The sequence below is a fragment of the Kitasatospora sp. YST-16 genome (assembly GCF_026802215.1).
In the GTDB taxonomy this organism is placed as follows: Bacteria; Actinomycetota; Actinomycetes; order Streptomycetales; family Streptomycetaceae; genus Kitasatospora; species Kitasatospora cineracea.
In genome coordinates, this window is sequence record NZ_CP113837.1 from 4,537,264 (window position 1) to 4,551,615 (window position 14,352).

A 14,352-nucleotide genomic window follows, 5' to 3' on the forward strand; every position below is an offset into this window, starting at 1 on the left:
GCGGGGAGGGACGGGACGGGTGACCGTGCTCACGGCCGGGGGAGGCCGTGGGCACGCACCCGTCCGGGCGAACTAAAGTCGTCCGTATGACGAAAACGCCGGACAGCGCCGTCCGCTCCTTCATCGACCAGCACGAGGACGCCTTCCTGGCCGAGCTCGCCGACTGGCTGCGCATCCCCTCCGTCTCCGCCGACCCCGGCCGGGCGGGGGAGGTCCGCCGCTCCGCCGAGTGGCTGGCCGACCGGCTGCGCGCGACCGGCTTCCCGGTCGCCGAGGTGTGGGAGACGGACGGGCTGCCGGCGGTGTTCGCCGAGTGGCCCTCCGGCGACGAGGGCGCGCCGACCGTGCTGGTCTACGGCCACCACGACGTGCAGCCCGCCGCCCGCGAGGACGGCTGGGACACCGACCCGTTCGAGCCCACCGTGGTCGGCCGCCGGCTGTACGCGCGCGGCGCCGCCGACGACAAGGGCCAGGTCCTCTTCCACACCCTGGGCGTGCGCGCCCACCTCGCCGCCACCGGCCGCACCGCGCCCGCCGTCAACCTCAAGCTGCTGGTCGAGGGCGAGGAGGAGTCCGGCTCGCCGAACTTCGCCGCCCTGGTGCGCCGCGAGGCCGAACGCCTCGCCGCCGACGCGGTGTTCATCTCCGACACCGGCATGTGGTCCGAGACCACCCCGACCGTGTGCACCGGCATGCGCGGCCTGGCGGACTGCCAGATCGACCTGTACGGCCCGGACAGCGACATCCACTCCGGCTCCTTCGGCGGCGCCGTCCCCAACCCGGCCGGGGTGGCCGCCGAACTCGCCGCCGGCCTGCACGACGCCGACCGGAAGGTCGCGGTGCCCGGCTTCTACGACGGCGTCGTCGAACTCACCGACGAGGAGCGGGCGCTCTTCGCCGAACTGCCCTTCGACGAGCAGCGGTGGCTGGAGGTCGCCAAGTCGCACGGCACCCGGGGCGAGGCCGGCCACACCACCCTGGAGCGGGTCTGGGCCCGGCCGACCGCCGAGGTCAACGGCATCTGGGGCGGCTACACCGGCCCCGGCGGCAAGACCATCGTCCCGGCCGAGGCGCACCTCAAGCTCTCCTTCCGGCTGGTCGCCGGACAGGAGGTGGAGAAGGTCCGGGAGGCGGTGGCCGCCTGGGTTTCCGCCCGCGTCCCGGAGGGCATCCGGTACGAGATCGTCTTCCCCGGCGCGACCCGCCCCTGCCTGACGCCGCTGGACCACCCCGCGCTCCGGTCCACCGTCCGGGCCATGGAGCGGGCCTTCGAGCAGAAGGTCCTGTTCACCCGCGAGGGAGGCTCCGGACCGGCCGCCGACCTCCAGGACGTGCTGGGGGCGCCGGTGCTGTTCCTCGGGATCTCGGTGCCCTCGGACGGCTGGCACTCGATCAACGAGAAGGTGGAGCTCGACCTGCTGCGCAAGGGCGTCGAGACCTCCGCCTACCTGTGGGGCGACCTCGCGGAGAACTTCCGACCGTGACGACGAGCCCCGCACCTGCCGTACTGAAGCGAAGCGAACGGGGATGGACGAGTTGAGCAGCGGACCCGACACCAAGCAGCTGGCGCTGGCCCAGGCCGGGGTGGACCGGGCGGCGCACCGCCGGCTGGACGAACCCTGGCTGGCCGCGGCCTGGAGCCACCCCACCACCCGGGTGCTGCCGATCTCCGGCGGCGAGGCGTTCGTGGTGGACACCGCGGAGGGCACCCAACTGGTGCTGCTGCCCTCCTTCGAGGCGCCCGAGACCGGCCACCGGTACTTCCTGGGCACCGACGAGGACGGCACCCACTACTTCGCCCTGGACTGCGAGTCGCTGCCCGGCCGGCTCGACGGCGACGCCCGCCCGGCCGGCCTGCGCGAGGTCGGCGGCAACCTCTCCGACCGGGACTCCGGGCTGCTGGTGCACGCCGTCGCCCTGCAGCACTGGCACCGGCTGCACTCCTTCTGCTCCCGCTGCGGCCACCCCACCGAGAAGGCCGGGGCCGGCCACCTGCGCCGCTGCACCTCCTGCGCGGCCGAGCACTACCCGCGCACCGACCCGGCGGTGATCATGCTGATCACCGACGCCGAGGACCGCTGCCTGCTGGGCCGCCAGGCGCTCTGGCCGGAGGGCCGCTGGTCCACGCTGGCCGGGTTCGTCGAGCCCGGCGAGTCGATCGAGCGGACGGTCGTCCGCGAGGTGCAGGAGGAGGCCGGCGTCAAGGTCAGCGAGGTCGAGTACGTGGCCAGCCAGCCCTGGCCGTTCCCGTCCAGCCTGATGCTCGGCTTCCTCGGCCGGGCGCACCCCGACGGCACCGAGATCACCGTGGACGGCGAGGAGCTGTCCGAGGCCCGCTGGTTCACCCGGGAGGAACTGCGGGCCGGGATGGCCGCCGGGGAGATCCTGCCGCCGTCCGGCATCTCGATCGCCCGGTACCTGGTCGAGCTCTGGTACGGCGAACCGATGCCGGCCGCGGCCCGCTGGTGACGCCCGGGCCGGCCGCCCGGTGATTTCCGCGACGGGGGCGTACGGAGTGATCCGTACGCCCCCGTTGTGCATCCGCCGGAGGCCCGGAGCCGGGCCACCGGAAAGGTTCGGGTCCGCCCGGAACGTTCCGCCGGGGTTTCCCGGACCCGGGTTCCGGGCACGGTTGGCGCATTCCGCTGAAACCGCCCGAGCCCACTGGCTACATTCACTCGCGTGACGATCCCGCGCGGCACCGCCCCTTCGCCCAAGTACCAGCAGCTCGCCGCCGACCTGCGCCGGCGCATCGAGGCCGGCGAGTGGGCGGGCGGCGGACGGCTCCCGGTCGAGACCGAGCTGGAGGAGCACTACGGGGTGGCCCGCAACACCGTCCGGCTCGCGGTGGACGTGCTGGTCAACGAGGGCCGGGTGGCGCGCGTCCAGGGCAAGGGCACCTACCTGCGCGAGCCCTCCCGGCACGACCACCGGGTGTACGCCCGCCCCGCCCGCCCCGCCCGCCCGGCCCGCCGCGAACCGCTCGCCCCCAGCGGCGAGGTGTACGCGGCCGAGGCGGCGGCCGCCGGGCGGCGGCTCACCGTGGACTTCGAGGTGGCCGTCATCCGGGCCCGCCGCGACATCGCCGCCTGGCTCGGACTGCGCCCCGAGGAGACCGTCATGATGCGCCGTCAGCTCTGCCGGGTCGACCAGGAGCCCTACGCCATCGAGGAGAGCCACTACCGGGCCGGGCTCGCCGCGGGCACCCCGCTGATGAACGACCGGCCCGTCCCCGGCGGCGACGAGCGGATACTGGTGCAGCTCGGCCGCACCGAGACCGCCGCCACCGACCACCTCACCGCCCGGATGCCCGCCCCCGCCGAGGCCGCCTGGTTCGGCCTCGGCCCCGGCGTGCCGCTGCTGGTCAACACCCGGATCAGCAGCGACCGGCGCGGCCCGATCCGGGTGGTGGAGACCCGCTACGCCGCCGACCGGGCCCGGCTGCTCTACGAACTCGGCGACGGCACGGCCAACGGCTGAAGGGTCGGAGGGCCGAGCGGGCCGGACAGCCGCGGGCCGCGGGGGAAACGCCGCCGCCCGGCCCGCGGGAAACGGGGCCGGGCGGCGGCGGAATGCGGACCGGCGGATTTCCGGCCCCGCGGACCGGCCCCCCGATCGGCCGGGGCGGAATTCGGACCGGAACCGATCGGACCCCGGACGGAATGCGACCGGAATTCGAGCGGATTCGGACCGCGCCGGACCGGACGGGACCGCGGCGACGCGGATCCGGGTCAGACCAGCGCGGCCTGGACCTGGCGCAGGCTCGGGTTGGTCATCACGCTCTGCTCGCCGGAGGCGGAGACCACCACGACCGTCGGCACCGTCTGGTTGCCGTCGTTCACCGACTCCACGTAGGACGCCGAGGCCGGGTCCTGCTCGATGTTGACCTCGCTGTAGGCGATGCCCTCGCGGTCCAGCTGGCTCTTGAGGCGGTTGCAGTAGCCGCACCAGGTCGTGCTGTACATCGTGACGGTGCCGGACATGGCGAGGGACTCCTTCGGTCGACGGACGGTGGCCGGACGGCCGCCCGGTGCAACGCCCGGCGGCCCGGACCCATTCCGGGACGGACAACGGTGTGACGATCCGACCACCACCGGCCGCCTGTGGACAACCCCGTCCGAACTGTCCGGAGCGCCTGCGAGGATGGAGGGCATGCAGGAAGACCTCCTGGGGTTCGACGACCCCCACGCGCAGTACGGCCCCGCCCCCACCGGAGCGGACGCGGTGCTGGCCGGGCTCGACCCCGAGCAGCGCGCCGTGGCCACCGCCCTGCACGGCCCGGTCTGCGTGCTGGCCGGTGCCGGCACCGGCAAGACCCGCGCCATCACCCACCGGATCGCCTACGGCGTGCGCAGCGGCGTCTACCACCCCTCGCAGGTCCTCGCCGTCACCTTCACCGCCCGCGCGGCCGGCGAGATGCGCGGCCGGCTGCGCCAGCTCGGCGCGGACGGCGTGCAGGCCCGCACCTTCCACTCCGCGGCGCTGCGCCAGCTCCAGTACTTCTGGCCGCGCGCCGTCGGCGGCGAGCTGCCCCGGCTGCTGGAGCGCAAGGTCCAGCTGGTCGCCGAGGCGGCCGGCCGCAGCGGCCTGCGCGTCCAGCGCACCGAACTGCGCGACCTGACGGCCGAGATCGAGTGGGCCAAGGTCACCCAGGTCGTCCCCGACGACTACCCCGCCGCCCTCGCCAAGTCCGGCCGCGAGGCCCCGCGGGACCCGGCGGAGACCGCCCGGGTCTACGCCGCCTACGAGGACGCCAAGCGCCAGCGCGGCCTGATCGACTTCGAGGACGTGCTGCTGCTCACCGCCGCCATCCTGGAGGACCGCCCGGAGATCGCCGACCGGGTCCGCTCCCAGTACCGGCACTTCACCGTCGACGAGTACCAGGACGTCTCCCCGCTCCAGCAGCGCCTGCTGGAGCAGTGGACGGGCGGCGACGGCGGCGCCAGCCTCTGCGTCGTCGGCGACGCCAGCCAGACCATCTACTCCTTCACCGGCGCCACCCCCGACCACCTGCTCGGCTTCCGGCACCGGCACCCCGGTGCCACCGTGGTCAAGTTGGTCCGGGACTACCGCTCCACCCCGCAGGTGGTCCACCTGGCCAACGGGCTGCTCTCGCAGGCCCGCGGCCAGGCCGCCCAGCACCGGCTGGAGCTGGTCTCCCAGCGCGAGGCCGGCCCCGAGCCGGTCTACCGCGAGTACCAGGACGAGCCCACCGAGGCCGAGTCCACCGCCCGCCTGATCCGCGACCTGCTCGGCACCGGCGTGCGGGCCAGTGAGGTCGCCGTGCTGTTCCGCACCAACAGCCAGTCCGAGGTGTACGAGCAGGCCCTGGCCGACCTCGGCATCGCCTACCAGCTCAAGGGCGCCGAGCGGTTCTTCGAGCGCCCCGAGGTCCGCGAGGCCGGCGTGCTGCTCAAGGGCGCCGCCCGGGCCGCCGACGACCCGCTGACGGCCGGGGCGCCCGACCTCGCCGCCCAGGTCCGCGCGGTACTCGCCACCCGCGGCTTCGCGGCCACCCCGCCGGCCGGCTCCGGCGCGGTCCGCGAGCGCTGGGAGTCGCTGAACGCGCTGGTCCGGCTCGCCGGGGAGTTCGAGGCCGCCCGCACCGCGGCCGGCGAGCGCGCCGACCTCGCCGCCTACGTCGCCGAGCTGGACGCCCGGGCCGCCGCCCAGCACGCCCCCGCCGTCGAGGGCGTCACGCTGGCCTCGCTGCACGCCGCCAAGGGCCTGGAGTGGGACGCGGTGTTCCTGGTCGGCCTGACCGAGGGCACGCTGCCGATCATCTACGCCAAGACCGACGAGCAGATCGAGGAGGAGCGCCGGCTGCTGTACGTCGGCGTCACCCGGGCCCGCCGCTTCCTCACCCTCTCCTGGTCGCTCTCCCGCTCCCCGGGCGGCCGCGCCTCCCGCAAGCCCACCCGCTTCCTGGACGGCCTGCGCCCCGGCTCCGGCAGCCCCGGCGCGCGCACCCGCGGCGGGCGCGGGGGCGTCGAGCCGGGCGCGGAGCGCTCCGCCGCGCGCCGGGTGCGCGGCCCGGTCAAGTGCCGGGTCTGCGACCGCACCCTGACCGACGCCGTCGAGCGCAAGCTCCGCCGCTGCGAGGGCTGCCCGTCCACGATGGACGAGGCGCTGTACGAGCGGCTGCGCGAGTGGCGCTCGGTCAAGGCCAGGGAACAGGGCGCCCCGGCCTACGTGGTGTTCACCGACGCCACCCTGACGGCCATCGCGGAGGACGTGCCGGGCAGCCTCGCCGAGCTGTCCAGGATCTCCGGAGTGGGCGCCATGAAGCTGGACAAGTACGGCGCCGACGTGCTCTTGTTGTGTGCGGGGGAGAGTCCGGAACCGGTCGGGGAGACCGACCGGGAAGCGGAGTCCGCCCCGTCCGAGGGCGAAGCCGACAACGAGGCCGAGAACTCGCCGGAAAAATAGTTTGCGCGCCGCATGGACGGCGCAATAGCCTGCCGGAGCGGTCAAGGGGACGAGACCGCAAAGCTCGCAGAGGGCTTGTTTCTGCGTGCGCGACCATCAACCAGATATCGGAGTCCGGGCGACCGGACACCGCGAGACGCCGAGAGGAGGCGAGTTCAGTGGAGACCAAGATGATCACCAAAGTGACCGACCTGATGACCACCCTCGCCATGCCCTCGCGCGTCAGCGCTTCGGTTCTGGGTCTTGGCACGGCCGGCGGCAACGCCGAGCGCCTGCTGTCCGAGCACTGCCTTGTCAGTGATCTGGGCAATGCTGTGGGCACCCGTGTCGAGGCAGGTCTCTCCCGTGACTGGGCGACGTTCGGCGGCGGCATTTCGCTGTCCGACGAGCGACCGACCAAGGCATCGAAGGCAGTAGCGGCAGAAGCCCTGCATGGGCGCTATGCGGCCGCCGTCGGTGCCGGAAGCAAGAAGCAGGACCAGCAGATCTCCCTGGCCGAAGCCGCCGTCCGCGGCGCCGAGGCCGGCCGGCAGCAGGCTTTCCGCGGGCCTGGACCCTGGAGCGAACGACCCTGACTGAAACAGTCACGGGCGGTGCCTCCAGGGCCGCGGAAACCCAGCCACCGGGTTCCGCGGCCCTTCTGTTTTGTCCGGTACGCAAGACCCACCCAGGCCCCACGGGGCCTCCGGACCGCTCCGCACCACGGAACGGCCGGATCCACATCGAAGACGAGGAAGACGCCCACAGTGTCCACGGTCATCACACCGCCGCCCCTCCCGTCCGTACCGACCGACAAGACCGTCAAGGCCAACCAGGCCGACCCCCCGGAGGTAACACTCATGCAGCTCACCGCCATCGACGAGGCTGACTCGCTCGGGCTCCCCATCCCGTGCCGGGCCTTCGACCCGGAGGTCTTCTTCGCGGAGACCCCCGCGGACGTCGAGTACGCCAAGTCGCTGTGTGGCACCTGCCCCGTCAAGGCCGCCTGTCTCACCGGTGCCCTCGAGCGCCGCGAGCCGTGGGGCGTCTGGGGCGGCGAGCTCTTCGTGCAGGGCGTCGTCGTCGCCCGGAAGCGCCCGCGTGGCCGTCCGCGCAAGACCGAGGTCATGGCGTGAACCCCGCAGCCAGGACCGACCGCAGCGGCACCGGAGCCGTCCGCAGGGGAGAGCAGCCCCCGCTGGACACCGCTCTGCGCCACTCGGTACGCATCGCGGCCGCCAAGGCCGACGCAGCACTCACCCGCCCCTTCCCGACGACGCACCACGAGCAGGACCACCACATGAACCCCGCCGGCATCGATCCCACCGTCCGCTCCGAGCAGACCACCGAACTCCAGATCCAGAACAGGACGCTCGAAATGAATCTCCTCCAAGAATCCCTGGCGCGCGCGCATATGCAGCAACGCCTCCACGAGGCCGAGGAGCAACGCCTCGGCCTGCGGGTGCTGCGCGCGGCGCGACTGCGCCGCCGGGCCGAACGTGCCTCGCTGCGCGCCCGCAAGGCCCTCGCCGTCGCCCTGATGTGACGGATGCTCCACCCCCGCCGGCCGGCCGCGAGGCCCCGCCGGTGACACACCCCTGAACGCCGACGGCCGACTCCCCACCCCCGGGGAGCCGGCCGTCGGCGCGTCCCGGTGCCTGCCGTCCGACCCCGCCTGCCCGGTTCCGCCGCATTCATGCCCGTCCGGGCCCGCCCGGCCCAACTCCACCGCTCCGCACTGCTGTTCGCCGCTCGAACGGGTCGTGCAAGGATGGCCCCCATGTGGTCCTCCCTCCCGCTCGGCGAGCGGCTGCGCACCGAACTCGGCCCGCCCCGCAAGGTCCGCCGCCTGGTCAGCAGCCCGCGCTCCCGGGTCTGGCGGGCCGAGTTCGCCGGCCGCCCGGTGGTGGTCAAGCAGCTGGTCGACTCGCCCGGGGCCGCCGACCGCTACGCCCGCGAGGCGGCCGCGCTCTCCCTCGCCGCCCGGCCCGGCCGACCCGGCCGCCCGGTGGTGCCCGCCCTGCTCGGCACCGACCCGGCCGCCCGCCTGCTGGTGCTGGAACGCCTGGAGGACCGCACCCCGGGCCCCGGCTGGCAGCAGGACTACGCCACCGCGCTGGCCGGGCTGCACGCCAGCGCCCCCGCCGACCTCCAGGACCTCGCCGGGACGGCCCCCGGCACCGACCTGCCCGCCTGGACCGGCCCGACCGGACGCGACCTCGGCTGCTTCATCGCCCTGGCCCGGATCCTCGACGTCCCCGCCCCGCCCGGCGCCCGCGCCGAGGCCGAAGCCCTGCTCGACCGGCTCTCCGCCACCCCCGTCCGGCACGCCCTGCTGCACGGCGACCCCTGCCCCGGCAACGACCTGCACACCGCCGACGGCGTCCGGTTCGTCGACTTCGAGCAGGCCTCGCTCGGCCCCGGCGCGGTCGAGTTCGCCTACCTGCGGATCGGCTTCCCCACCTGCTGGTGCTCCACCGCCCCGCCCGCCCCCGCACTGGCCGAGGCCGAAGCCGCCTACCGCACCGCCTGGCGCGCGGCCACCGGCACCGAGGCCGCCACCCCCGCCGAACTCGCCGACGCCTGCGCCGGCTGGCTGCTGCGCGGCGACGCCCTCGTCCCCAAGGCCGAACGCGGCACCGCCGACCACCTGTCCCGCCTCCACCACGGCGACTGGACCTGGGGCAACGCCACCGCCCGCCGCCGCCTCCTGCACCGCCTGCGGGCGGTCGCCGAACTCGCCGGCCCCGACACCGCCCTCCCGGTCTTCGGCCGCTTCTGCGCCACCCTCGCCACCCGCGCCCGCACCGCCTGGCCCACCGCGGGCCCGCTCCCCGTCGAACGGACCTGACGCCCCGGCCCCGGCCCCGACACCGGTCAGGCCCGGACGACCGTCACCCCGTCCCGCTCCAGCTCGCGGGCCAGCTCCTCCGGGTAGCCGAGCCCGGTCGCCGGGTCGCGGTCCGCGGCCAACTCCTCCTCGGTGGCGGCGAAGTCGTGCCAGACCAGGGTGAACGGCGGGACCAACCCGAAGCCGCCGCCCAGACAGTCGCGCAGACCGTTCCACTCCCGCCCGTAGTAGCCGCCCGGCCCGTTCACCGCCTCACCGATCGCGCAGTGCAGGCCCGTGACGTCCTCCACCTCCCTGCCGTCCAGGTGGTACTCGCCGCCGGAGCGGTCCGGCCCGGGCTCGCGGAGGTACAGCGCCAGCGTCTGCCAGGTCTCCTTGGCGGCAGTGCCCAACCCGCGCCAACTGCCCGCCTGCCGCGGCGGCCCGGCCTGCCACTGCCGCCAGACCGTGCGGGCCGCCGAACCGGGCAGCTGGTCGGGGGAGACCGACAGCAGCACGTCTAGTAGGCCGCCGCCGAGTACCGACGGCCAGGTTCGGCCGACGGCCAGCCCGGTCGGGACCCGGCACAGCACCCGGCCGGTGTCGTCCAGCGCCCACAGCTCGGTGTACGCGGGCCAGCCCCGGTAACCGCTGTCAAACCGTGCCCGCAGCGGACCGGTCAGCTCGCAGCCGACCAACTGCACCGGCAACCGCCCGGGCCCCTCACGTTCCACCAGCAACCCGGTGACCTCCGCGCCCACCGCGAGCGGCTCCGGTCCGGACCTGCTCGCCGTCAGTTCGAAGCGCTCACCAGGATCCCGTGCGAACCGGAAGTCCTCCACCGCGCCGACGGCTGCCCCGACCACCACGTCGACCAGCGCCGGACCGGCGGCGTGCGGTACGACCGCGAGCACCTCGGCGTCCAGCAGATCCCACCAGTACTCCCGCCCGGAGGCCGACCGGCCGGTGATCAGGGCGGGTCCGAGCCACCCGACCGCCGCCCCCGGCGCGCAGCCGCGCAGGACCAGGACCTCGCGCGGTGGCGGGGCCGGGTCGGTGAACAGGCCCTCGACGGCGGCGCACCGGCCCAGTAGCAGTTCCTCGCCGTTCTCGTCCTCGCCGACGATCAGGTACCGCACCGGGAACGGCCGCTCCCACTCTCGATGGCCCACCGGCTGCACGCCCGTCCTCCTTCGTCCGCGCCCAGCGTGCAGCGCGCGCCCCGGCCGGGGCAAAGCGTTTTGCGGGCCGGGGCGCGCGGGGCGGTCGGCTCAGTCGGCCAGGTCGGCCTCCGGCTCGGCGAAGCCGGGGAGCCAGCGGAGGAGTTCCTCGTGCAGGCGGACGGTGGCGCCGAGTTGGCACAGGACGCCGATGGTGGAGAGGGTGACGCGGTGGATCAGCAGGTAGGAGGGCGGGAGGTTGAGCTGCTTGCCGAGGTTGTAGGCGGGGGAGCGCGGGTCGGCGATCCGGGCGGCCTGGGTGCGCATCCAGGGGCGGCTGAAGGTGAACTGCTCGGCGCGGGTGGGCTCGATGATCGGGAGCAGGTAGTCGAGCACCGCGTCCGGGTCGAGCGAGATGCCGGGGCGGACGAAGTTCTCCTGCCGGAGCAGGTCGTACACCGCCCCGGCGTCCCCGGCCAGGGCCAGGCGCAGGGAGGTGCCGATCGGGCGGGGCAGGCCGCCGGGGAGGCGGTCGACGGTGCCGAAGTCGAGCACGCCGAGCTTCCAACTCGCGGCGCTGCGGCCGGTCTTGACGAGCCGGAAGTTGCCCGGGTGCGGGTCGGCGTGCAGCAGGCCGGTGCGGCTCGGGCCGGCGAACAGGAAGCGGGCCAGGAGCTGGCCGGCCCGGTCGCGCTCGGCGCGGGTGCCGTCCGAGACGACCTGGGAGAGCGGCTTGCCCTCCAGCCACTCGGTGACCAGCACCCGCCCGGACTGGGCGACCACCCGGGGCACCAGGATGTCGGCGTCCCCGGCGAACTCCCGGGCGTGCAGCTGCTGGGACTCCGCCTCCAGCCGGTAGTCGAGCTCCTCGGTGACCCGCTCGCGCAGTTCGGCGATCAGCGGCTTGATGTCCACGCCCGGGATCAGCGGGCCCAGCATCCGGGCCAGCCGGGAGAGCTGGCTGAGGTCGCTGAGCAGGGCGTCGCCCGCGCCCGGGTACTGGATCTTGACCGCGACGTCCCGTCCGTCCTTCCAGACGGCGCGGTGCACCTGGCCGATCGAGGCGGCGGCGGACGGCTGGTCGGAGAAGGAGCGGAAGTTCTCCGCCCAGCCCTCGCCGAGGTCGGCCGAGAGCACCGCGTGCACGGTGCGGGTCGGCATCGCCGGGGCGGACTCCTGGAGCTTGGTGAGCGCGGCCCGGTAGGGGCCCGCGACGTCCTCCGGGAGGGCGGACTCGAAGACCGACATGGCCTGCCCGAACTTCATCGCACCGCCCTTCAACTTGCCGAGGGTGGCGAAGAGTTGCTCCGCGGTCTGGGCCTGGAGCTCGGCTGCCACCTCCTCCGCCGGCCGCCCGCCCAGGCGCTTGCCCAGGCCGAGGGTGGCCCGCCCGGCGAAGCTCAGCGGCAGGGCCGCCAGCCGGGCCGTCCGGGAGACCGCCTTGCGCGGCATCTCAGACATCCGCCGCCCCCGTCCGGACGGCGCGGCCGGTGGCGGCCGGGGCCGCCCCGGCACGCGGTCGGGCGACCGGCCGGGCCGTGCCGGTCCTTGCCTTGCGCGGTAGATCGCTCACCGGACCTCCTGATCCTCCGGACCGACCGGCGCCCCGCCGGCGGTCGGTACAGCGGCACTCCCGGCACCCGCCCGGCGAGCCCCGGACCCGACGGGCCGCCGCCCGCCCCCGGAAGCGGTGCACCGGGCGGGTGGCGACGGATCGGGCGCGGGCTGCCGAACGGGCCCCAGGGGTCGTCCTAGGCCATTGTGCCCGTTCGCCCCGGTGCGGCGGACTGCCAGAGGCAACCGCAATCCGGGTGGCTGCGCAGCCGCAGCCGCCGCACCATGCCGTCGGCGGCGGACAGCTCGCACCAGCCGTCCACGCTCGGTGGCAGCACCCCGTCCAGGTACAGCTGGGTGTGCAGCGCGGCGAGCCCGGCGACCGAGGTGGCGACCGCGCCGTCGCAGGCCGGGACGCGGGCCCGGCCGGGGCCCTCGTCGATCAGCTGGGCCAGCAGCCGGGGCCACGCCTCGTCCTCGTCCCGCCGGGCCAGGGTGGCGCAACTGCCGCAGGCGGAGGCGCCGGGGACGACCAGCGGGCCGACCACGCCGAGGTGTTCGAGCACCCCGGTGTACAGGTGCGGGATGCCGGCCCGCATCAGCTCCTGGGCGTCCACGGCGGCCCCGGTGTACGCGGCGGAGCCGTCCCGCGGGGCGAGCACCACCAGGGTGGGCGGCGGGGGAGCGGCGGGCGGGCGCCGGTACCGCTCGCCGACCGGGGCGCCGGTGACGCGGTGCACCAGCTCGCGGGCGGCGGTGGAGCGCAGCCGCCCGATGTCGCCCGGCGGCAGCCCGCCGGGCGCGCAGTCCCGGGCGGCGACCCGGCCGCGGTCCAGCACCGCGACCTCGCCGATCCCGCCGGCCGCCAGCGCGGCCCCGACGGCGGCCCCGATCCGCCCGGCGCCGCGCACCTCGACCCGGGCCCGGATCCGGCCGTGCAGCACCGCGGCGGCCTCGCCGGGCGCCGGGTGCACCAGGGAGAGCGAGGCCAGGTCGGGGCCGATCAGCTCCCGCCGGGCGGGTGGGTACAGCTCCAGCACGTCCCGCAGGGCCTGGGCGTCGTCCAGCAGTTCGCTGCCGGCGAGCGAGTCGAGCACCGCCCGGCAGTACTCGGCGCTCAGCCCGAGCCGCTGCCCGGCGGCGACCAGGGCGGGGCCGTCCCGGGTGCCGTCGATCAGCTCCAGGAAGCCGGCCAGCCTGCGGTCGACGCCCTCGATCAGCCGGGCGTGCCGCCGCACGGTGCCGAACTGCAGGGCCTGCTTCTCCCGCCAGAGCCGGGCCAGGGCGGGCTTGATCACGGGGCGCATGCGGGTACCTCCCACGGTCGGGATCCCGGCGTCGGGATCTCTGGTCACCGCAGCTTGCCCGGCGGTCCGGATCGGCGGAAATCCGTTGTCCACAGCCCCGGTAGGACGATCGGTTCATCGCCGCGCACGGCCTGTGGACAACGCACCCGGGTGGTCCCCGGGGCCGCGCCGACCCGGTGCCGGACTTCTGTCACGGGGACGGGGTAACGTCCTGTGCCATGGCAGCCGAACGGGACTCCCATCGGTCGGCGTCGCATCGGCGTGCCCGGGCAGCCTCCGGGACGACGACCGCGGCGCCCGGCGCGCATGCCAGCGCCGGGGCCGATCGTGAGTACGCAACCGACCGCGAGCACACCCCCGACCCGCACCGCCCCGGCGGCCGCGGCGCCCCCGCCCGGAGCGCCCCCGAGCGGCCCGCCCCGGAGCGCGCCGGACGCACCGGCACCGGGCACGCCGCCGCCGGGCACGCCGCCGCCGAGCGCACCGCCGCCGAGCGGCCCGCCGTGGACCGCAGCAAGGTCGAGGTCCGCCGCAGCGCCCGCCGCAGCCGCACCGTCTCCGCCTACCGCGAGGGCGACCGGACCGTGGTGCTGATCCCGGCCCGGATGTCGCACGCCGAGGAGCAGCGCTGGGTGGCCCAGATGCTCGACAAGCTGGCCGCGCAGGAGAGCCGCCGGACGCTCGGCGACGAGGCCCTGCAGTCCCGCGCCCACGAGCTCTCCCGGCTCTACCTGGGCGGCCGGGCCGTCCCCGAGCAGGTCCGCTGGGTCACCAACCAGAACTCCCGCTGGGGCTCCTGCACCCCGAGCGAGCGCACCATCCGGCTCTCCCACCGCCTGCAGGGCATGCCCGAGTACGTGGTCGACTACGTCCTGCTGCACGAGCTGGCGCACCTGCTGGTCCCCGACCACGGCCCCGGGTTCTGGGCCCTGCTGGACGCCTACCCGCGCACCGAGCGGGCCCGCGGCTACCTGGAGGGCGTCGCCTCCGCCGCCCGCCTGCCGCACATCCCGCCCGCCCGCCTCACCTGACCCGGCGGACGTCCGGACGGCGCGACCACGCACGACACGAGGCCCCCGGCCGCCCGCCAGGG

13 protein-coding genes are annotated in these 14,352 nt (G+C 75.2%); 9 read left to right on the plus strand and 4 right to left on the minus strand.

The window, feature by feature from the left end:
• The first annotated feature begins 86 nt into the window (after positions 1 to 86).
• The 3 genes from OU787_RS20875 to OU787_RS20885 all read left to right on the plus strand — a co-directional run bounded on the left by OU787_RS20875 (position 87) and on the right by OU787_RS20885 (position 3,480).
• A complete protein-coding gene (locus OU787_RS20875; RefSeq protein WP_268660254.1) occupies positions 87 to 1,484 on the plus strand; it encodes a dipeptidase in 1,398 nt (465 codons plus the stop codon).
• 43 nt (positions 1,485 to 1,527) lie between these two features.
• Positions 1,528 to 2,469 (plus strand): NAD(+) diphosphatase, encoded by a 942-nt coding sequence (gene nudC, locus OU787_RS20880; RefSeq protein WP_030459974.1) that lies wholly within the window; start codon positions 1,528 to 1,530, stop codon positions 2,467 to 2,469.
• A gap of 213 nt (positions 2,470 to 2,682) precedes the next feature.
• Positions 2,683 to 3,480 (plus strand): GntR family transcriptional regulator, encoded by a 798-nt coding sequence (locus OU787_RS20885; protein WP_268660255.1) that lies wholly within the window; start codon positions 2,683 to 2,685, stop codon positions 3,478 to 3,480.
• 251 nt (positions 3,481 to 3,731) lie between these two features.
• On the opposite strand, the gene OU787_RS20890 is transcribed toward OU787_RS20885, so the two are convergent.
• A complete protein-coding gene (locus OU787_RS20890; protein ID WP_030459976.1) occupies positions 3,732 to 3,983 on the minus strand; it encodes a mycoredoxin in 252 nt (83 codons plus the stop codon).
• 169 nt (positions 3,984 to 4,152) lie between these two features.
• On the opposite strand from OU787_RS20890, the gene OU787_RS20895 reads away from it, so the two are divergent.
• The 5 genes from OU787_RS20895 to OU787_RS20915 all read left to right on the plus strand — a co-directional run bounded on the left by OU787_RS20895 (position 4,153) and on the right by OU787_RS20915 (position 9,259).
• Positions 4,153 to 6,429, plus strand: coding sequence for an ATP-dependent DNA helicase UvrD2 (locus OU787_RS20895; RefSeq protein ID WP_369794947.1), 2,277 nt, complete (start codon positions 4,153 to 4,155; stop codon positions 6,427 to 6,429).
• 158 nt (positions 6,430 to 6,587) lie between these two features.
• The gene (locus OU787_RS20900; protein ID WP_030459978.1) at positions 6,588 to 7,004 is read left to right on the plus strand and encodes a hypothetical protein; all 417 of its coding nucleotides are present in this window, start codon (positions 6,588 to 6,590) and stop codon (positions 7,002 to 7,004) included.
• A 171-nt stretch (positions 7,005 to 7,175) separates the two neighbouring features.
• A complete protein-coding gene (locus OU787_RS20905) occupies positions 7,176 to 7,544 on the plus strand; it encodes a WhiB family transcriptional regulator (protein WP_030459979.1) in 369 nt (122 codons plus the stop codon).
• Between the two features lie 164 nt (positions 7,545 to 7,708).
• Positions 7,709 to 7,954 carry a hypothetical protein gene (locus OU787_RS34845; RefSeq protein ID WP_030459980.1) on the plus strand — a complete coding sequence of 82 codons (246 nt, stop codon included), beginning with the start codon at positions 7,709 to 7,711 and terminating at the stop codon, positions 7,952 to 7,954.
• Positions 7,955 to 8,188: 234 nt separating this feature from the next.
• Complete coding sequence (locus OU787_RS20915) at positions 8,189 to 9,259, plus strand: aminoglycoside phosphotransferase family protein (protein ID WP_268660256.1); 1,071 nt, start codon at positions 8,189 to 8,191, stop codon at positions 9,257 to 9,259.
• 26 nt (positions 9,260 to 9,285) lie between these two features.
• On the opposite strand, the gene OU787_RS20920 is transcribed toward OU787_RS20915, so the two are convergent.
• From OU787_RS20920 to OU787_RS20930, 3 genes are all read right to left on the minus strand, one after another.
• Positions 9,286 to 10,419 carry a barstar family protein gene (locus OU787_RS20920; protein WP_051816900.1) on the minus strand — a complete coding sequence of 378 codons (1,134 nt, stop codon included), beginning with the start codon at positions 10,417 to 10,419 and terminating at the stop codon, positions 9,286 to 9,288.
• 90 nt (positions 10,420 to 10,509) lie between these two features.
• Positions 10,510 to 11,859, minus strand: coding sequence for an ABC1 kinase family protein (locus OU787_RS20925; RefSeq protein ID WP_268660257.1), 1,350 nt, complete (start codon positions 11,857 to 11,859; stop codon positions 10,510 to 10,512).
• A gap of 290 nt (positions 11,860 to 12,149) precedes the next feature.
• On the minus strand, positions 12,150 to 13,259 hold the full coding sequence (locus OU787_RS20930; protein WP_268660258.1) for a ThiF family adenylyltransferase: 1,110 nt from the start codon (positions 13,257 to 13,259) through the stop codon (positions 12,150 to 12,152).
• Positions 13,260 to 13,762: 503 nt separating this feature from the next.
• On the opposite strand from OU787_RS20930, the gene OU787_RS20935 reads away from it, so the two are divergent.
• Positions 13,763 to 14,290 (plus strand): M48 family metallopeptidase, encoded by a 528-nt coding sequence (locus OU787_RS20935; RefSeq protein ID WP_107066653.1) that lies wholly within the window; start codon positions 13,763 to 13,765, stop codon positions 14,288 to 14,290.
• Positions 14,291 to 14,352: the final 62 nt, after the last annotated feature.